Below are 19,897 nucleotides of genomic sequence, written 5' to 3'. Positions count from 1 at the left end.
TTCTTATAACTAACTGATTTATATGAGATATTTCATAAACAACCAAAACAACCCACAAAATCCACCAAAAATACCCGGAATCCAACAGCCAAAATCTTTCCCAAATGGTCAAAATTAGGAAACGGGCCGGTTGGCCCCTTTCTCCAGTTATGCCCAGCCCGCACAACATCAAAACATCCCGTCCTTTGGTCCCCTTAAAAACTCCTGTTAATGTCCATCGACATTTATCATGGGAGAGACAGATGTTGGTCCTGAATGAAGCCGAAACACGCGCCGCCCTGCCCTGGCCCGATCTGATCGCGGCACTGCGCATAATGTTTCGCGACGGTTGCGAAATGCCGGTGCGCCATCATCATGATGTGAAGGTGCCAGGAGAAGATGCCGCGACCCTGCTTCTGATGCCGGCCTGGCAGCCGGGCAGCTATATCGGGGTCAAGATGGTGTCGGTGTTTCCAGGCAATAGCGCGCGGAACCTGCCGGCCATCCATGGCAGTTATCTGCTTTCGTCCGGCAAGACCGGTCAGCTTCTGGCGATCATCGATGGCGCGGAGCTCACCGCCCGCCGGACCGCCGCCGCTTCGGCGCTTGCCGCAGACTACCTCGCAGCCAAGGATGCGCGCCGCATGTTGATGGTGGGCGCCGGCCGGCTGTCGCAGAACCTGATCGAGGCGCATGCTTCAGTGCGGCCGATTTCCGAGGTGACGATCTGGGCCCGCGACAGAAGCAAGGCGGAGGCAACGGCGGCACAACTCGATCTCCCCGGTATCACCGTCTCCGTTACCACGGATATAGAGGCCGCCGCCCGCCAGGCCGACATCATCTCCTGCGCAACTCTCTCATCCGAACCACTGATCCGCGGCGGCTGGCTGAAGGACGGGGCGCATCTCGACCTTGTCGGCGCCTTCAAGCCCAGCATGCGCGAGAGCGACGACCGCGCCGTCGAGCGCGCCACACTGTTCGTCGATACGCGCGACGGGGCACTCACCGAAGGCGGCGACCTGGTCCAGCCGTTGCGGGCCGAGATCATTGCCGCAGGCTCCGTTCGGGCGGACCTGGCCGAGCTGACCGGCGGCCGTCATGCGGGCCGAACCAGCCCGGACGAAATCACCCTGTTCAAATCCGTCGGTGCAGCGCTCGAGGATCTCGCTGGTGCTGTTCTTGCCTTTGAGCGGTCACGGCGCAGCTGAATACCCGTCACCGGATCGTGATGGCGGTTGACACCTGCCGGCGTTGACGGATCGCGGCCTTGGCTTAGGTTGGAGCGCACATTTCAAGCGCAGGTTGGGGGAAGAATGATCAGGTCGACACGGCGGATGTTCATACAGGTGGCGCTTTTGGTTCCGCTTGCGCTCACGGCGACTGGACCGGCGATGGCCATAGATGCGGCCAGGTGGGATCAGGTGCTGGCCGAGGCGCGCGGCGAGACTGTCTATTTCAATGCCTGGGGCGGCTCGGCCAATATCAACGCCTATATCCAATGGGCCGGCGACTTGGTGAAGGCGCGCTACGGCGTCACGGTCGTGCAGGTCAAGCTGGACGATACCGCCAAGGCGGTGACGACGGTGCTTGCAGAGAAGGCGGCCGGGCGCGACCAGCACGGGTCCGTCGATCTCATCTGGATCAATGGCGAAAATTTTGCCGCGATGAAGCGCCAGGGCCTGCTGTTTTCTCCGGACTGGGCAACGAAGCTACCCCACTGGGGTCTGGTCGATATCGACAACCAGCCGACCACCCTGACGGATTTTACTATTCCGACCGATGGGCTGGAAAGCCCCTGGGGGGCAGCAAAACTGGTGTTCTTCTATGATGAAGCCCGCACGGCACGGAAAGACCTGCCGGATTCGGCGAGGGACCTGCTGTCCTTTGCCCAAGCGCATCCCGGCCGGTTTTCCTATCCGCAGCCGCCGGATTTCATCGGCTCGTCGTTTCTGAAGCAGGTGCTGAGCGAATTGATCGCCGACAAGGAAAAACTGCAGAAACCGGTCGATGATGTGACGTTCAATGCGGATGTGGCGCCGCTGTTTGCCTATCTCGACCAATTGCATCCATTCTTGTGGCGCAAGGGCAAGGCTTTCCCAAAGAACTATCCCGATATGAAGCAGAAGCTGGCCGATGGTGAACTCGACATCATCTTCGCCTTCAATCCGGCGGAGGCTTCGGCCGGAATTGCCGCCGGTGAACTGCCCGGCAGCGTCCGCTCCTTCGTGTTTTCGAAGGGAACGCTCGGCAACACACATTTCGTTGGCATCCCCTATAATGCCAACGCCAAGGCAGGTGCTCTGGTGCTGGCCAACTTCCTTTTGTCGCCGGAAGCGCAGGTGCGGAAACAGGACCCGAAAGTCTGGGGGGACCCGACGGTGCTGGCTTTGGGCAAGCTGCCGGAGGCCGACAGGGTGGCGTTTGCAGCACTTGATCTGGGTGTCGCGACACTGCCGCCGGACAAGCTCGGGCCGGCGCTGGCCGAACCGCATCCCGACTGGATGACGCGCATCGAGGCCGAATGGATCAAGCGTTATGGAGCGGCGAACTGAGGACCATCCTGGCCGGCCGCTGGCCAACGGCAAAACCGTGAGCCGCCGGTTCAGCCTATCGGGTGTCGTACTGGTCATGATCGGCCTGCCGATCCTGGCCGGGCTAGCGGGTACGGTCGGACCTGCCTTCGGTCTGTTGCCGGCACTTGGCGGCGATCATCTGACCCTTTCCCATTTTGCGGAACTTGCAGCGCAGCCGCACCTGCTGCGCTCGATGCAGATCAGTTTTTCGACGGCAATCGTCACCACCGGCCTGTCGCTCGCCATCGTCATGCTGTTTACCGCCGGATATGCCGGAACCCGGATGTTTTCCCGCATCCAGCACCTCGTTTCACCATTGCTCGCCATCCCGCATGCCGCCGCAGCCTTTGGCCTTGTTTTCCTTGTCGCACCCTCTGGCCTGGCGATGCGTCTCGTCTCACCCGATCTCACCGGTTATGTCAGCCCGCCCGACTGGCTGGTGCCACAAGACCCGCTGGGATTGACGATGATGGCGGGGCTGATCGTCAAGGAAATGCCGTTTCTGTTTCTGGTGACGCTGGCGGCCCTGCCGCAGGTGCCCCTCCTCCAGGCGCGGCAATTGTCAGCCAGCCTTGGCTATGGCCGCATCCGGGGTTTCCTGATCAGCGTCTGGCCGCTTCTCTACCGCCAGATCCGGCTACCGGTCTTTGCCGTTGTCGCCTATGCCAGCTCGGTCGTCGATGTGGCGATGATCCTCGGCCCGGCGTTGCCGGCGCCACTGGCCGTACGCATCACCGAATGGATGGCCGATAGCGATCTGCGGATGCGGTTCCTGGCATCGGCGGGGGCGCTGTTACAGTTTGGGCTGACGATGGCGGCGATGGTGACGTGGCTGGCCCTTGAGCAGATCGGATCCGTGCTGCTGCGACGGATGTCCGGTTCCGGTGTTCGCAAGGCTGACGACCGGCTGTTACGCCGCTCAGCCTGCGCCGTCATGGCCCTGTCGGCGGGCCTCGTCTTCCTCGGTCTTGCCACGCTCCTCGTCTGGTCGATTGCCGGTCTCTGGCCGTTTCCCGCGCTGCTGCCGGACAGTTTTACGCTTCAGCCCTGGTTGCGCGCCCTCCCGCAGGCCGGGGTGGCGATCACAACGACGATCTCGCTTGCCGGCAGTTCTGCGGCCATCGCCCTTCTGCTGGCGATTGGCCTGTTGTGGCAAGGCGGCCATCGCGACGGCCACCCGATGGGCAGCGTGCTCTATCTGCCGTTGATCATGCCGCAGCTCTGCTTCGTCTTCGGCCTGCAGATCCTCAGCGTGACGCTCGGGTTTGCCGCGTCCTTTCCTCTGCTTTTGTTCGTGCACCTGATTTTCGTGCTGCCTTATGTCGTTCTCTCCCTGTCGCAGCCCTGGCGGGCGCTCGACCGGCGTTACGAAACGCTGGCGGCAGGGATCGGCAAATCGCCATTACAGATCCTGCTGCAAATCCGCCTGCCGATGCTGACGCGGGCATGCCTGACGGCCTTCGCCGTCGGTTTCGCGGTTTCTGCCGGGCTCTATCTCCCGACGCTTCTGATCGGCGCCGGGCGGATCGTCACCATCACCACGGAGGCGGTGGCCCTATCGTCCGGTGGCGACCGCCGGGCGATCGGGGTCTATGCGCTTTTGCAGACGCTGGTTCCCTTCGGCGGATTTCTGATTGCATCGCTGGTGCCGCACTTGCTATTCCGCGGCCGGCGCGCGATGAGGATTTGAATGACACCCAAGACGACAGACGGCCTGCATCTGGAGACGATTTCAATCGCCCTTGACGGCCGGACGCTGCTGTCTTTGTCGGCCCATGTCCGGCCGGGCGAAATCCTGACGGTGATGGGACCATCCGGCGCCGGGAAATCGGCGCTGCTTGCTTACATATGTGGCTTTCTTGATCCAGTTTTCACCGGCAGCGGCCGTATCCTGATCGATGGAGGCGACCTGACCGGCATTGCCGCTGAAAAACGCCGGTGCGGCATGCTGTTCCAGGACCCGCTTTTGTTTCCGCATCTTTCGGTTGGCGGCAATCTCCTGTTCGGGCTGACCCCTTCGATCGCACAGCGTGACCAGCGGCGGCGAATGGTCGAGCAGGCACTCATCGATGTGGAGCTCGAAGGGTTTTACGACCGGGATCCCGCCACGCTCTCCGGTGGGCAGAAAGCCCGGGTGGCGCTGCAGCGGGTGATGCTGTCGGCGCCGCGCTTGCTGCTGCTTGATGAACCCTTTTCCAAACTTGACAGCGACCTGCGACAGCAAACCCGCGGACTGATCTTCGCGCGCGCAAAATCCGCTGGCCTGCCGGTTGTTCTGGTCACGCATGATCAGGCGGACGCGGACGCCGCTGGCGGACCTGTCATCGTGATCGGCGAGGATAACCGCCGATGAACATGATGGACGCACTCCCCGATCTGCCCGTTAAAGCCATTTTGCCAGCACTCGGCGAAGCATTGGTGCAGGCTCCGGCGGTCGTGCTGTCGGCGCCGCCTGGTGCAGGCAAGACGACGCTTGTGCCGTTGTTTCTACTGGACCAGCCCTGGCGCGGCGATGGCCGGATCATCCTGCTTGAACCACGCCGGCTGGCGGCCCGCGCCGCTGCCGGGCGCATGGCAAGCCTGCTTGGCGAAAGTGTTGGCGATACGGTCGGCTACCGCATGCGGCTCGACAGCCGGATTTCGGCAAGGACCCGTATCGAGGTGGTGACCGAAGGCGTGTTTGCCCGGATGCTGCTCGACGATCCGGAATTGCCAGGAGTGTCGGCGGTGCTGTTCGACGAGTTTCACGAGCGCTCGCTGGATGCGGATTTCGGGCTGGCGCTGGCACTCGATGTGCAGCAGGTGCTGCGCGACGACCTGAAACTGATCGTCATGTCGGCGACGCTGGATGTCGGCCGGGTGGCGCAGCTGCTGGACGGAGCTCCTGTGATCGAGAGCCAGGGGCGCAGTTTTCCGGTGGAGGTTCGTTATCGCGAACGGCCATCGACGGAACGCGTGGAAGATGCCGTGACCCGCGCCATCATCGAGGCACACCGCGAGGAAACCGGCTCGATCCTGGCTTTCCTGCCGGGACAGGCGGAAATCACCCGCACGGCTGAACGGTTGACCGGCCGGTTTGGCGCGGAAACCATCATCGCGCCGCTGTTCGGTAACCTCAGCCAGAAAGAGCAGGACGCGGCAATCCGCCCAGCTGCAGCGGGAACGCGCAAGATCGTGCTGGCCACGTCGATCGCCGAGACATCGATCACCATTGATGGTGTACGCATCGTCATCGATAGTGGCCTGCAGCGGCTTCCCGCCTTTGAGGCTTCGACCGGGATCACCCGGCTGGAAACCGTGCGCGTGTCACGCGCCTCTGCCGATCAGCGGGCGGGTCGCGCCGGGCGCACCGAGCCTGGCATCGCCATCCGTCTCTGGCATCAGGGACAGACGGCGGCTCTGCCAGCGTTTACCCCGCCTCAGATTCTCTCAAGCGATCTATCGGGTCTCGTGCTGGATCTCGCCCATTGGGGTGTGACAGATCCATCCGGTCTTGGCTTTCTCGATCCGCCGCCGGTGACGACATGGCAGGAGGCAAAGGCGCTGCTTGTTCAGCTCGGGGCGCTCGATAGCACCGGCGCATTGACGGCGCGGGGAAAACAGATCCGCCAACTGGCACTGCCGCCCCGTCTTGCCGCCATGGCTGTTGCCGCAGCGGATGATGGTCAGGCATACGAAGCATGCCTTCTGGCCGTGGTTTTGACCGAGCAGGGTCTCGGCGGCAACAGCATCGATCTCGAGGACCGGTTGCGGCGGTTCAAGTCCGAGCGCGGCGACCGTGCCGATGCCTCGCGGGGGCTGGCCCGCCGGATGGCCAAGGGCTTGAGTGCGAGAAAGGATTCCAGCGAGGCGGTTCAACCTGGCATTCTCTTGATGCAGGCCTTTCCCGACCGGATCGCATTGCAGCGCGGCGGCCGCGGACGCTTCGTCATGGCCAATGGCCGTGGAGCCGAACTGCCGGAGACCGAGCGGCTGGCCGGCGCCTCCATGCTTGTTATCGCCGACCTGACCGGCCGGGCGGGCGGGCAGCGCATTCTCGCCGCAGCGGAAATCACCCGCGCCGATGTCGAAGCGCATATGCCGCAAGCAATCGTCCAGGAAGACCAGACCTTCTTCGACCGGCCGAGCCTACAGGTCCGGGCGCGGCGGGTGACGCGGCTTGGCGCGATCATTTTTGACGAAACGCCACTCAGCAAGCCAAAGGGCGAACCGGCCGCCCGCGCGCTTGCGGATGGCGTTCGCCAGCTTGGGCTTGCGGTTTTGCCATTCTCCAAGGAAGCCGCGCAATTGCGCGACCGCATCGGCTTTCTCTATCGCACCCTCGGCGAGCCTTGGCCGGATATGTCGGATGAGAGCTTGCTGTCGCGGCTGTATGAGTGGTTCGTTCCCTTCCAGCGAGATACACGCGGTATCGACGATATCAGCGCGGGCAGCCTTTCCGAAGGGCTGCAGTCGCTGGTGCCGCATGATATCGCCCGCGATCTTGCACGTTTGGCCCCGACCCATTTCGAAGCACCGACCGGACAGCGCCATCCGATCCGCTATGATGGCGACGAGCCGGTTCTGTCGATCCGCGTTCAGGAACTGTTCGGGCTGAAGACGCATCCGTCGATTGGCGGCGGGCGATTACCGCTGCTTCTGGAGCTGATCTCGCCGGGCCACAAGCCGATGCAGATGACGCGTGATCTGCCCGGTTTCTGGGCCGGGTCCTGGAAGGATGTTCGCGCCGATATGCGTGGCCGGTATCCGAAACACCCCTGGCCGGAAGATCCGGCAAACGCGCCGCCAACGACACGGGCAAAACCGCGTGGTACATGAGGCTTCAATGGCAATGACGACAGGAAACCGGATGACGACGGCCGCACTCGACGGGGAAGAAGCCACCACAAGCCGCGTTCTGCGTCTGCAGACAATCGTGCGGTTGCGCTGGCTGGCGGTTGGCGGGCAATCGATCGCGGTGACGATCACCGCCTTCTGGCTGCAATTTCCGCTGCCGTTGATTGCCTGCTGCTCGCTGATAGCCCTTCTTGCCTGGGTGAACGCTTACCTCACCATCCGCTATCCTCCGACGCACCGGTTGCAGCCACCGGCCGCCTTTGCGCTGCTCGGTATCGATCTTGCCCAGCTGACGGCACTTCTGTTCATTACTGGCGGTCTTGCCAATCCTTTTGCGCCGCTGGTCTGTGTTCCCGTCATCATCTCGTCTGCCTCGCAGCCGAAGTGGCACAGCATTGCTTTGGCAAGCCTTGCCATCCTCGGGATTACCGCACTTGCCTTCTCACCCTTCCCGCTACCCTGGTATCCCGGTCTCGTCCTCCAGATGCCAACGGTCCTCACTGCCGGCATCTGGTTCGCCATCGTTGCGACCACGGCATTCGCGGCCTTCTACACTTATCGCGTCTCTCTGGAAGCCAGCGAGTTGTCGGAAGCACTAACCGCGACGGAACTGGTCTTGCAGCGCGAAAAGCACCTGTCGCAGCTCGACGGCCTTGCCGCCGCCGCCGCTCACGAACTCGGCACGCCGCTCGCCACGATCAGCGTCGTTGCCAAGGAGATGGAGCGGGAACTCGGCGACGACCCGCGCTTCGGCGAGGATGTTCACCTGCTGCGCAGCCAGAGCGAACGTTGCCGTGATATTCTGCGGCGTCTGACGACCTTGTCTTCGGAGAACGAAGATCACATGCGCAACCTGCCGCTTTCCTCGCTGGTGGAGGAGGTGATGGCGCCGCATCGGGAGTTTGGCATCCAGATCAACCTCGTTGAACGCGGAGACCGTGCAGCCGAACCCGTCGGCAACCGCAATGCCGGTATTCTCTATGGGCTCGGCAATCTGCTGGAGAACGCCGTCGACTATGCCAAGAAGGAAGTGACGGTGACAGTCACCCATACGCCTTCTATCGTTTCGGTAGTGATCGAGGACGATGGCGACGGATATGCGCCGGATATCCTTAGCCGGATCGGCGAACCCTATGTCACCAAGCGCCAGAAGGACGACAGCGCCGGAGGCCTGGGCCTTGGCCTGTTTATCGCCAAGACGCTGCTGGAGCGATCGGGCGCCAAACTGACCTTCGAGAACCGCGGCCCCGAGAAGCCCGGCGCCCGTGTCAGCGTCGAATGGCCGCGCAGTTTGATGGATACGAAACTGTCAAAATGACTTTACGCCGTCCGGTAGCGCGAATAAGCGAACTTACATAGAGTGCAGGAATAAGAGACTGCATCAAGGATTGCGACATGACGGAAAAACTTCCCGAACAGGCAGACGCCGCCCCGAGTGATGCTGCGCTGATCGGCACTGACACGTCCCTTTTGATCGTCGATGACGACGCACCTTTCCTGCGCCGTCTGGCCCGCGCCATGGAAACCCGTGGCTTTGCCGTCGATATCGCCGAATCGGTTGCCGAAGGCATCGCCAAGGCCAAGACTCGTCCGCCGAAATATGCGGTCGTCGATCTGCGGCTCGGCGACGGTAGCGGCCTCGACGTCATCGAAGCGATCCGCGCCCGGCGCGACGACACACGCATCATCATGCTGACCGGCTATGGCAATATCGCGACCGCCGTCAACGCGGTGAAGCTTGGGGCCGTCGACTATCTCGCCAAGCCTGCCGATGCCGACGATATCTTCGCAGCACTGGTGCAAAGGACCGGCGAGCGCGCCGAACCGCCGGAAAACCCGATGTCGGCCGACCGTGTGCGCTGGGAGCATATTCAGCGCGTCTACGAAATGTGCGAACGCAATGTGTCGGAGACCGCGCGCCGGCTCAACATGCATCGCCGTACGCTGCAGCGAATCCTGGCCAAGCGCGCGCCGAAGTAACGGCGCGCCTCAGCTTTCGCCGTCCAGCGAGCCCGAAACGATGTCGCGCATATTCGGACTGGTGTCGCCTGCCCTGTCTGCCGACCATTCCGCCAGCATCAGCCGCTGGGCGGCGACGCGGGCGAAATTCGTGGTCACCGACTTGCGGGTTGGCGCAGGCAGCTTGTGTTCCGGCGCATCGCGGATCATCTCGGCATCATAGCCATCCGACAGCAACAGCCCGCATTCTTCCGGAAAGATATCGAGCGGCACGCCGCTATGGGTGGCGAAGTAGAGCCGATCGGAATGCATCCGGTAGTCCGGCCATTTGCGGTCGACCTTGAAATCCTCGATCGACGTCTTGATCTCGACGATCCAGATATCGCCCTTGGGGGAAATCGAGATCAGATCGGCACGCCTGCCGCTGGCAAGCGTCAGTTCCGGCAGCACCGCATGGCGCATTTCATGCAAGTAACGCTGGACACCGCGACGCACCATCATGGCGCGCTGCGACTGACGGCCGTCAATCAAAGGACTATCGTTGTGGATAGAGAGAATCGCCATGCTTTAGACTCTGGCACAAGGCCGCTTTTGTTGCAAAAAAACACTCCGTGGAGTTTTTGAATCATCCTGCAGGCATGCTGCACCGCATTCACTTGCAATCATGAGACCAATCGAAAATAAACCATAATCGCTGATGGTCGAATCAGCCCAGATATTCTTAACTTCATTACAAGAGACACCCATGCGCTTCCGCAATGCAGTTCTGCTGTGCAGCCTCGCGGCTACACTCGCCTTGGCCAGTTGCTCCACGGCGCCGATCGCTCCCATCGGCGAAAAAGTAGCGACAAACCAGATTTTCTCGGACGGCTACGGCCCGGTCGAAGATCATGGCTACGCCCTCCCGGCTATCCCGATTAACAAGGTCAACGAGCGTTTTCACCGCCAGATCGTCGACTATGCCACGGCTGAAAAGCCCGGCACGATCATCGTCAACACGCCGAACCGCTTCCTCTATTTCGTGCTGCCCGGCGGCAAGGCCGTTCGCTATGGCATCGGCGTCGGCAAGGCCGGCTTTGCATGGGAAGGCCGCGCCTATGTTGCCTGGAAGCAGGAATGGCCGACATGGCATCCGCCGAAGGAAATGGCCGTGCGCAAGCCGGACGTTGCCCAGTATGTCGAAAACGGCATGGGCCCGGGCCTGCGCAACCCGCTCGGCGCGCGCGCCATGTACCTGTTCAACGATGAAGGCAAGGACACGCTGTTCCGCATCCACGGTTCGCCGGAATGGGCCTCGATCGGCACCGCCGCTTCGTCCGGCTGCATCCGCATGATCAACCAGGACATCATCGACCTTTACGCGCGCGTACGTCCGGGCAAGAACACCCACGTCATCGTCCAGCAGTAATTGCCGTTCAAACCATGTAGCGTTTTCAAATCCCCGGCTTGTCCGGGGATTTTTGTTTTTGACACAGCGATTTAGCTGCACATCCTGGCGCTGCGAAAAGACACCAATACTTCGAGGCCCTCCTCATTCCTCGAGGGAGATAAGAAGGGCCTTGAGCTAAGTGTCGGAATTGGGCGGGTTTCACGTGGAACAGAAAGCCTTGCTAAGCAGCCTGGCTTGCCTTCAGCTCCAGACGGCGGCGGTGCAGGACAGGTTCGGTGTAGCCGTTTGGTTGCTCGCGTCCCTTCAGGACCAGTTCGAGCGCCGCCTGGAATGCGATCGAACCATCAAAGTTGCCGGCCATCGGCGTATAGGCTGCATCCCCGGCATTCTGGCAGTCAACGACCGCAGCCATGCGCTTCATCGTCTCGACGATCTGCGCTTCGGTAACGACGCCATGATGCAGCCAGTTGGCCATGTGCTGGGCGGAGATGCGCAGGGTAGCGCGGTCTTCCATCAGGCCGACATTGTTGATGTCAGGCACCTTGGAGCAACCGACGCCCTGATCAACCCAGCGCACGACGTAACCGAGAATACCTTGCGCGTTGTTGTCGAGTTCGCGCTGGATTTCGTCTGCCGTCCAGTTCGGCCGCGAGGCGACCGGAACCGAAAGGATGTCGCTCAGTTTCGCCCGAGCCCTGCTCTTCAGGTCTGCCTGAACGGCTGAAACATCGACCTTGTGATAGTGCGTCGCATGCAGCGTCGCAGCCGTTGGCGACGGAACCCAGGCGGTATTGGCGCCAGCCTTCGGATGAGCGATCTTCTGCTCCAGCATCGCCGCCATCAGGTCGGGCATCGCCCACATGCCCTTACCGATCTGCGCATGCCCGGACAGGCCGCATTCCAGGCCGATATCAACGTTCCAGTTTTCATAAGCCGCGATCCAGGCCGCCTGCTTCATGTCACCCTTGCGGATCATAGGACCCGCTTCCATCGAGGTGTGCATCTCATCGCCGGTGCGATCGAGGAAGCCGGTATTGATAAAGACGACGCGCTCCCTGGCAGCGCGAATGCATTCCTTGAGGTTGACCGTCGTGCGGCGCTCCTCGTCCATGATACCCATTTTCATGGTGTTCGCAGCCATGCCGAGCGCCTGCTCGACGCGGCCGAAGATTTCCGAGGCGAAGGCAACCTCTTCCGGGCCGTGCATCTTCGGCTTGACGACATACATCGAGCCTTCGCGCGAGTTCATCCGGCGTCCGTTTGGTCCTATATCATAGAGCGCGATCAGGCCGGTGATCATGGCATCCATGATGCCTTCCGGAACCTCGTTGCCATCGCGATCGAGGATGGCCGGATTGGTCATCAGGTGACCGACATTGCGCACCAGCATCAGCGCGCGGCCCTTCAGCGAAATCTCGCCACCCTGCGGCGCCGTAAAGCCGAGATCCGCATTGAGCTTGCGCGTAAACGTCTTGCCGCCCTTTGTGACCTCTTCCTGCAGATCACCCTTCATCAGGCCCAGCCAGTTGCGATAGACGACGATCTTGTCTTCGGCATCGACGGCAGCAATCGAATCCTCGCAATCCATGATCGCCGTGATGGCCGATTCGAGGATGACATCGGAAATGTGGGCGAGATCGTCCTTCCCGGTTGGCGTCGAGGCGTCGATGACAATCTCGATATGCAGGTTGTTCTTCTTCAGAAGAACGTGTGACGGCGAGGCCTTTTCACCCCGATAGCCGGCAAATTGAGCGGCGTCCGCGAGTTTGACCGCGCCTGAGGCGGTCGAGATCGACAGGACTGCGCCATCGACGGTCAATGCCGTGACGTCACTCCAGCTGCCGGCCGACAGCGGTGCGCTGGCATCAAGAAAGCTGCGCGCCCAGGCGATGACCTTCTGGCCGCGGACCGGGTTGTAACCCCTGCCCTTTTCCGCGCCGCCATCCTCGGCAATTGCGTCGGTGCCGTAGAGCGCATCATAGAGTGAACCCCAGCGCGCGTTGGCGGCGTTCAGCGCATAGCGCGCATTCATGACAGGAACGACGAGCTGCGGCCCGGCAATGGTAGCGATCTCCGGATCGACATTGCTGGTGGAAACCGTGAAATCCGGACCTTCCGGCAGGAGATAACCGATCTCCTTCAGGAAACCTTCGTAAACAGCCATATCGACCGGCGCGCCGTTCTGGCGGTACCAGTTGTCGAGCTTTTCCTGCAACGCATCACGCTTGGCCAGCAGCTCGCGGTTTTTCGGCGCGAGATCATGGACGATCTGCGAGAAGGCCGCGAAGAACTGATCCACATTGATTCCGGTGCCGGGCAACGCTTCCTTGACGAGGAATTCGTGCAAATCCGCATCGATTCCCAACCCATTCTTTTCTATCCGGCCCATCGGCAACTCCATGAATTAACGCTTGAATTTGAGAGGCCGCAGTCTCTCACGGTTTCATTCTCTGTCAATCCAGCAAAAATGCGAAGAATTATTTCCAAATCAGAACAAATCAATCATTGGCCACACGCGGGCGGCCGCTGGCAGTCGCGGTGAACCGCGCCTCGATCAGCTTTCGGCTCCCCTCAGTTTCCGGAGCGTCGATTTCCTCCCGCATGACCAAGGCCGGCTCGTCTGCGCCGTTTGACCGGGCCGATGCCAAGGCTGCGGCTTGCGCCCGATCGCGGGCGAACGCGAAAGACTGTTCCTGATCCAGGAACCGGCTGCTCGGACCGGCACCATTGACGATGAAGATACCCTCTTCCGGCGCCGTGACAAACACCGTAACCGAAGCCCGCACCTGGCCGACGACGGCGCCGACGGCATTGGCGACCCCGGCCTCCGGGGGGATCGACGATTCAGCGCCGAGCATATCGGCGATTGCCGGATAATAGACCGGGGCGGACGCCCCAAGCCCGACCAGCGGACGATCGAGCGACAGCGAAAATGCGACAATGCCCGGCTCACGCTTCAACGCCCGGTCGACGGCTAGCGACACAGTGGGATCGATGGCCGCTCCGTCTTCCGCCAGGCAGGAGGAGAGAATGACTTCGGCGGACTGGCGGGTCAGGCGGGCGACGATCATTTCCGACAGCACTTCCGCAGAAGAAGCGATCGGCTTGCCGGATCCATCCTTGATGCGGGCTGCAAGTTCCGCGCCCAGCCGGGCCGCCGTGGCGTTCCACTGGTTCTGCCGCCCCAGCACATGCATGGCATCGGATGGGGTGAAGCCGCAGATATGGACGAGGCCACGCGCCACCAGCTTGTCCAGCGTTGCTTTCTGCAAGGTGCTGGTCAAAAGGCTCTCCAGCGCCACGGGCACCGCGCCGATCCGTTCGTACAGAGCCGTTTCTTGCGGCTGCAGGCCGCTAGCCAGATGATCGGGAAGCCCGGTCCGCACGGCCAGGCGGCCATCGTGACGCCCGACGTGGGCCGTACGCAACTGGCGCTCGAGCACGGAAATAACCGCATCCTCATGCTCCACAGCCGCAAGGCTGAGCGGCAGGAAGCGGCGCGGGCCGAGATCGATCTTCGCCTGCAGGCCGCGATCGTTGATACGGATTTCCGAATCGCCGCCGAGGCCAAAGGTGCGCATCGCCACCGCCTCAACCATGGTGCGAAACCCGCCGACGACAGCGCCTTCGCCATCCAGACGGGGACGGCCCTGATCCAGCACCGCGACATCGGTGGTGGTACCGCCGATGTCGGAAACAACGGCATTGTCGAGGCCAGTCAGATGCCGGGCACCGACAAGGCTTGCAGCGGGGCCTGAGAGAATGGTTTCGATCGGCCGCAGCCGCGCCTCCGACGCCGATATCAGCGCGCCGTCGCCACGCACGACCATCATCGGTACATCGATGCCGCGACTTTTCAGGAAACCTTCGCAGGCGCCAATCAGCCGGTCGATCATCGAGACCAGGCGGGCATTGAGAAGGGTCGTCAGCGCCCGGCGGGGGCCGCCAAGTTTGGAGGACAGCTCATGACTGCAGGTGACCGGCAGATGCGACATTTCGCGGATACGCTCACGCACGCGCTGCTCATGAGCCGGATTCCGCACGGCGAAATAACCGGCCACGGCGAAGGACGCGACCTGTGTTGCAAGCTCAGGCAGGGCTTCGTCAAGCAGCGTCATGTCGAGCAATGTTTCGCCGCCATGGACATTATGGCCACCGGGCAGAAAGATCACAGGATCGGAGCCCAGCGCTTCCTGCAGGCCATCCCTCTTCAGGTCTTCCGGACCAAATCCTATCATGACAAGACCGGCGCGGCCGCCCTGTCCCTCAACCAGCGCGTTGGTCGCAAGCGTCGTGGACAGAGACACAAGGCTGATCGCCGATGCAGGCGCCTTTGCCTGTTCCAGCACGGCCTCCACTGCACCGGCAATACCAACAGAAAGATCGTGGCGCGTTGTCAGTGCCTTTGCCTTGGCGACGACGCCTTCGGTTTCACTGAAAAGAACCGCGTCGGTATAGGTTCCGCCGGTATCGATACCGAGGAGAAGATGATCAGTCACGAGAGCGTCCATTCGGGCAAGACCGGAAACCCGGCTTCAAAGGATATGCACGAGGTGATATGACATCTATCAGCGAAAGGCCATCGCTTCGCCGACATAGCAACGAGGCTGCGCGACACTGTCAAAAGCAAGGATAATGGCATGACTGGTTTCTCACGCATGCTCTTTCTGGCTCTTGCGATTGCAGGCGCGCCTGCGCTCTCGCTGCCCACCTTTGCGCAGGAGGCCAACGACGACGAAGAATACAAGCCGGTGCTTCCGGATGTCGCCATCTACAAGGCGATGCTGGATGCCAATAAGACCACCGGCTGGATCCAGTTCCGCAATTACGACGACAAGCAGCTGATCTATTTCACCGCGCTGCAGACCATGCATTGCCGGCTGTCTGAAATCCGCTACTCGGTCAATTCCGACGCGCTCGACAAGCGCTTTCCGCTTGGCAAATGCAATCCGCAGATTCCGTTCAACCTGCCCGACAGCAGTACCAACGAGTATATCTACATCTCGCTGCCGGCCGGAGAGGCAAAGACGCTCGCGATCCAGGCCGTCTGGGACGATGGCGCCGGCAGCGAAATCGTCGTCTACAAGCCCTGCGAGGGCGTTGGTGACGCAACCTGTGCGGCGATCAAGACGATCAAGCGGCCAAAGAAGCAGATGCAGGAGCCGGTGGCTTCCGATTCGCCGATCCGCGCCGTGCAATCGGAGACGCCTGGAAAAACCTTCAGCGCGCCGACACCCTCATCGGCAGCCCGCCCCTAGGCTGGGTGGTCAGCCGCTGAACCGGCCAGGGCTTTGTCTGCGGCGTCACATCGAACCGGAAGCGCTTCATCAACACGCCGAGCGCGATCACCGCTTCCTGCAGGGCAAACGTCGCGCCGATACAGATGCGCGGCCCGGCTCCGAACGGCAGGTACTGGAACCGGTGCAGCTTGTCGCGATTTTCCGGCAGGAAGCGCTCCGGCATGAAGGCACGTGGCTTTTCCCAATAGAGTGCGTGGCGATGCAGGGTCCACGGCATGACCAGAACCGCGATGCCCTTGGGAATATCCACCCGCTCGCCATCGGGCGACGTCCAGGAATCGGCCTCGATGGCGGCGCGATTGATCGAGGGCGCCGGCGGATAGAGCCGCATCGCCTCTTCGAAGGAAGCACGGACATGCGGCATCAGGTCGAGCCAGTCGACCGGCTCGGCGCCGCTCGACAGCACGGTGTCGATCTCGGCTTCCATGTTTTCGCGCACATGCGGGGAATTGGCGACGCAGTAAAGTGTCCAGGCGAGTGCCCGCGCCGTGGTTTCATGGCCGGCACCAATAAAGGTCAGGATATTGTCGGCGATCTCGTCAGTCGAAAGGCCCTGTGGCCGCTCCAGTTGCAGCAGCAGCGTCAGGAAATCCTGTGGCGCTGCTCGCGGGTCCGTGCGCATCAAGTGCCGCCGCTGATCCATGGTTTCCGCCACGATGCCCTGGAACTCCGCCATCACCTTAGCGCCGCCGATGCGGGTCAGCCGCGGCACCCAGGACGGCGCGAGCAGAATATCCATCGGATCGACACGGCCCATGCGGTGCAGCAACCGCTCGACGCTATCGGCAAAACCCTCGGTCTCGGCGGCAATCTGCCCGGAAAACAGGGTTTCCGACAGGATCTGATAGGTCAGCTCTGTCATATCGGTGGCGATATTGACGGTTTCCCCGGCCGATGCCGCCTCGTCATATTTGGCGGCATATTCCTCGGTCTTCGACAGCATCTGCTTGGCAAAGCCGCGTGCGTGGCGTGGCGTGAACACCGGCGCCATGGCCTTGCGCGACCGCTTCCAGACCTCCCCTTCGGCCGTGAGCAGCCCGTCGCGCAGGATCGGCCGCAGGATGAGGCGGCGAACCTTGGACATCTCATAATTCGAGGCATTCTCGACGAGGATATAGCGAATCAGATTGGGATCGTTGACGATCAGGGTGCGCTGGGTAACGAATTTCGTATTGATCCATGGCAGCGTGTAGGAAGGCTCGCCCCACAGTTCCAGCGGATTGCGCATGACCGTGCGGATGATCTGCAAACGCGACGGCGGCACCGTGCGCGGGATTGGCGCAGGTGGTTCGAACGGTTCGGGTCTCATGTCCATGGGGCGACAGCTTTCCGGACGCCGCCACCGGCTGGCAGCTCCAGCCGCAACCCTCGCACGAAGGTGTGGCTATTTCAGGAAAACTAGAGCAGGCCCTTCAGCTCAGCAAGCTTGTCGTTGACCAGCCAGCCGTAATAATTTTCCTCCGGCCACTGCACCGCGCCGCCCTTGTTCTTCGCCGCAAGTGCAGCGGCGCGCTGGTCGGGATTGCCGACATTGTAGAGAGTCGAGGTGATGCCGGGATTGTCGGAAATATCCATACCGGCAATCGACTTATAGGCGTCGATCGAATGACGGATCGAGGCAGCCATATAGGCAAGCGACTGGTCCGGATCCATGATGGCCTTGTAGACGCCCGCCGCATCGTTTTCGTCGAGACGGTCATAGCCGGACACGCGCGACACCATGTCGGTCAGCATCAGGGCGGTCAGCGGATTGATCTGGCCAAGGCCGAAGGTCTGGCCAGCGAAGAACGGCTGGAAGAACACTGCGCTGAAGCGATTGTTCGGATAGGACGTGCCGCCGACCGTATTGCCGCGGAACTGGCTGTCCCAGACGCTTTCGCGGCAGGTCCACAACGCATAGGAGCTTTTCTTGGCTTCGCATTTTGAAAATTCCGGACGCGCCACGAACTGCGCTACCGTTTCGCCTTCATAACCAAAGCGGAAACTGTCGCCGGCATAGGCTGCGGCCTTGACGTAATAGGACTGCAGCCGGTCATAAGCGTCGACATTATAGGTATGCTCGCCGACGATGGCGCCGATCATGTGGATCGGGTCGATACCATAGGCGCGCGCCGTCGATTTGATCTTGCCCATCAGCTTGCCGTCATTGGCCAGCAGATTGCGCACCTTGTCGTATTTCGCATCAAACGAGGTCTTACCGGCCTTGGTCCGGCGCACGGATGCGCCCGGGACATTCGGCTGCTCCTGATACCGGTTGCCCTCAGGCACCACACGAATGCCGTCCGCCATGGCGGGGCCGGTAACGGCAATCATTGCCGCGACGAGAAGCATGTGAAGGATGGGGCGCACGCTCTGTTTCCTGTGAAGCAATCTTGACGTTCCGGATGCACCGGGACGCTGCGGCAAAATCGTGCCGGAATTGTGCCCGGCACCGGCGAAAGCCTTATCGCGTATGGATATCACAAACAACAAGGGCACCAGCCATTATAGCAAGTGCCCCAATCGTTAACAAACGTCCGTTGCAAATTTACAGAATGTAACGCGACAGGTCCGTATTGGCGGCGAGATCGCCAACATGCTTCTGCACATAATCGGCATCGATCTTCAGCGCTTCGCCGGACTTGTCCGGTGCTGCGTAGGAGATTTCGTCGAGAACCCGCTCCATCACCGTCTGCAGGCGGCGCGCACCGATATTTTCGACGCTGGTGTTGAGCTTGACCGCAACATCGGCCAGCGCATCCAGCGCGTCTTCGGTGAAGTCCAGATCGACGCCTTCGGTTTCCAGAAGCGCCTTGTACTGGCGGATCAGGCTGACCTCGGTTTCCGTCAGGATGCGGCGGAAATCTTCCTTGGTCAGCGCCTTCAGCTCGACGCGGATCGGCAGGCGGCCCTGCAGTTCCGGCAGAAGATCCGACGGCTTGGCAACATGGAAGGCACCGGACGCGATGAACAGGATATGGTCGGTCTTCACCGGGCCATACTTGGTCGCGACCGTCGTGCCTTCGACCAGCGGCAGCAAATCGCGCTGCACGCCTTCACGTGAAACACCGGCGCCCATGCCGCCATCGCGGGCAGCGATCTTGTCGATCTCGTCGAGGAAGACGATGCCGTCATTCTCCGCCGAACGTACCGCTTCGCGCTGGATCTCCTCATTGTCGAGCAGCTTGTCGGATTCGTCGTTGATCAGGATGCCATAGCTTTCCTTGACGGTTGTACGAACCTTCTTGGTGCGCTGTCCCATCGCCTTGCCGAACATTTCCGACAGGTTGAGAACGCCGATATTGGCACCGGGCATGCCGGGGATTTCGAAGCCGCCGCCCGGCGTTGCCGTATCAGCGATCTCGATGTCGATTTCCTTGTCGTCCAGCTCATTAGCCCTGAGCTTCTTGCGGAAGCTGTCGCGGGTGGCGGGCGAGGAGGTCGCGCCGACCAAGGCATCAAGCACGCGTTCTTCCGCGTTCAGATGCGCCTTGGCCTTGACGTCAGCGCGCTTCTTTTCGCGCACCAGGCCGATGCCGACTTCGACGAGGTCACGAATGATCTGCTCGACATCGCGGCCGACATAGCCGACTTCGGTGAATTTCGTTGCCTCGACCTTGATGAAGGGCGCGCCGGCGAGCTTGGCCAGACGGCGGGAAATCTCCGTCTTGCCGACGCCGGTCGGGCCGATCATCAGGATATTCTTCGGCATGACTTCGTCGCGCAGCTCATCAGAAAGCTGCTGGCGGCGCCAGCGGTTGCGCAAGGCGATGGCGACGGCGCGCTTGGCATCGTGCTGGCCGATAATAAACCGGTCGAGCTCCGACACGATTTCGCGGGGGGAAAATGTGGTCATGGTCTTCTTTCAAAAATACGCCGGT

The 19,897-nt window shown here is 61.5% G+C and carries 15 protein-coding genes; 9 read left to right on the top strand and 6 right to left on the bottom strand.

What is annotated here, in order from left to right; genetic code table 11:
• Positions 1-242: 242 nt before the first annotated feature.
• From ASD36_RS27270 to ASD36_RS27240, 7 genes are all read left to right on the top strand, one after another.
• A complete protein-coding gene (locus ASD36_RS27270) occupies positions 243-1,187 on the top strand; it encodes an ornithine cyclodeaminase family protein (RefSeq protein WP_060502454.1) in 945 nt (314 codons plus the stop codon).
• Between the two features lie 105 nt (positions 1,188-1,292).
• Positions 1,293-2,531, top strand: coding sequence for an ABC transporter substrate-binding protein (locus ASD36_RS27265; protein WP_060502455.1), 1,239 nt, complete (start codon positions 1,293-1,295; stop codon positions 2,529-2,531).
• Positions 2,532-2,607: 76 nt separating this feature from the next.
• Positions 2,608-4,242, top strand: coding sequence for an ABC transporter permease (locus ASD36_RS27260; protein ID WP_112834697.1), 1,635 nt, complete (start codon positions 2,608-2,610; stop codon positions 4,240-4,242).
• The gene (locus tag ASD36_RS27255; protein ID WP_060502456.1) at positions 4,243-4,905 is read left to right on the top strand and encodes an ATP-binding cassette domain-containing protein; all 663 of its coding nucleotides are present in this window, start codon (positions 4,243-4,245) and stop codon (positions 4,903-4,905) included. It begins immediately after the preceding gene.
• Between the two features lie 5 nt (positions 4,906-4,910).
• Positions 4,911-7,370 (top strand): ATP-dependent helicase HrpB, encoded by a 2,460-nt coding sequence (gene hrpB / locus ASD36_RS27250; RefSeq protein ID WP_200954927.1) that lies wholly within the window; start codon positions 4,911-4,913, stop codon positions 7,368-7,370.
• A gap of 31 nt (positions 7,371-7,401) precedes the next feature.
• A complete protein-coding gene (locus ASD36_RS27245) occupies positions 7,402-8,706 on the top strand; it encodes an ActS/PrrB/RegB family redox-sensitive histidine kinase (protein WP_112834684.1) in 1,305 nt (434 codons plus the stop codon).
• A 77-nt stretch (positions 8,707-8,783) separates the two neighbouring features.
• Entirely contained in the window at positions 8,784-9,368 is a 585-nt protein-coding gene (locus tag ASD36_RS27240) for an ActR/PrrA/RegA family redox response regulator transcription factor (protein ID WP_060502458.1), read from the top strand.
• A gap of 9 nt (positions 9,369-9,377) precedes the next feature.
• Here the strand turns inward: ASD36_RS27240 and ASD36_RS27235 are convergent, their stop codons facing one another.
• Positions 9,378-9,911, bottom strand: coding sequence for an MmcB family DNA repair protein (locus ASD36_RS27235; protein WP_060502459.1), 534 nt, complete (start codon positions 9,909-9,911; stop codon positions 9,378-9,380).
• Between the two features lie 181 nt (positions 9,912-10,092).
• Here ASD36_RS27235 and ASD36_RS27230 point away from each other — a divergent pair, with 181 nt between their 5' ends.
• Positions 10,093-10,755 (top strand): L,D-transpeptidase, encoded by a 663-nt coding sequence (locus tag ASD36_RS27230; protein WP_060502460.1) that lies wholly within the window; start codon positions 10,093-10,095, stop codon positions 10,753-10,755.
• Between the two features lie 202 nt (positions 10,756-10,957).
• Here ASD36_RS27230 and ASD36_RS27225 read toward each other — a convergent pair whose 3' ends face one another.
• Both ASD36_RS27225 and ASD36_RS27220 read right to left on the bottom strand, forming a co-directional pair.
• Complete coding sequence (locus ASD36_RS27225) at positions 10,958-13,126, bottom strand: malate synthase G (RefSeq protein WP_060502824.1); 2,169 nt, start codon at positions 13,124-13,126, stop codon at positions 10,958-10,960.
• 109 nt (positions 13,127-13,235) lie between these two features.
• Positions 13,236-15,236: a hydantoinase/oxoprolinase family protein gene (locus tag ASD36_RS27220; RefSeq protein WP_060502825.1), complete on the bottom strand. Its 2,001-nt coding sequence runs from the start codon at positions 15,234-15,236 to the stop codon at positions 13,236-13,238.
• A gap of 141 nt (positions 15,237-15,377) precedes the next feature.
• Between ASD36_RS27220 and ASD36_RS27215 the strand changes: the two genes are divergently transcribed.
• Positions 15,378-15,995 carry a hypothetical protein gene (locus ASD36_RS27215; RefSeq protein WP_060502461.1) on the top strand — a complete coding sequence of 206 codons (618 nt, stop codon included), beginning with the start codon at positions 15,378-15,380 and terminating at the stop codon, positions 15,993-15,995.
• Here the strand turns inward: ASD36_RS27215 and ASD36_RS27210 are convergent.
• From ASD36_RS27210 to hslU, 3 genes are all read right to left on the bottom strand, one after another.
• On the bottom strand, positions 15,958-17,352 hold the full coding sequence (locus ASD36_RS27210; protein WP_060502462.1) for a cytochrome P450: 1,395 nt from the start codon (positions 17,350-17,352) through the stop codon (positions 15,958-15,960). The genes ASD36_RS27215 and ASD36_RS27210 overlap by 38 nt on opposite strands.
• A gap of 83 nt (positions 17,353-17,435) precedes the next feature.
• Entirely contained in the window at positions 17,436-18,368 is a 933-nt protein-coding gene (locus ASD36_RS27205) for a DUF1402 family protein (protein WP_112834683.1), read from the bottom strand.
• A 196-nt stretch (positions 18,369-18,564) separates the two neighbouring features.
• Entirely contained in the window at positions 18,565-19,872 is a 1,308-nt protein-coding gene (gene hslU / locus ASD36_RS27200) for an ATP-dependent protease ATPase subunit HslU (RefSeq protein WP_037096682.1), read from the bottom strand.
• Positions 19,873-19,897 lie beyond the last annotated feature (25 nt).

It is taken from the genome of Rhizobium sp. Root1334 (assembly GCF_001426665.1).
In the GTDB taxonomy this organism is placed as follows: Bacteria; Pseudomonadota; Alphaproteobacteria; order Rhizobiales; family Rhizobiaceae; genus Pararhizobium.
This window is presented reverse-complemented; position numbering and strand designations above follow the sequence as displayed.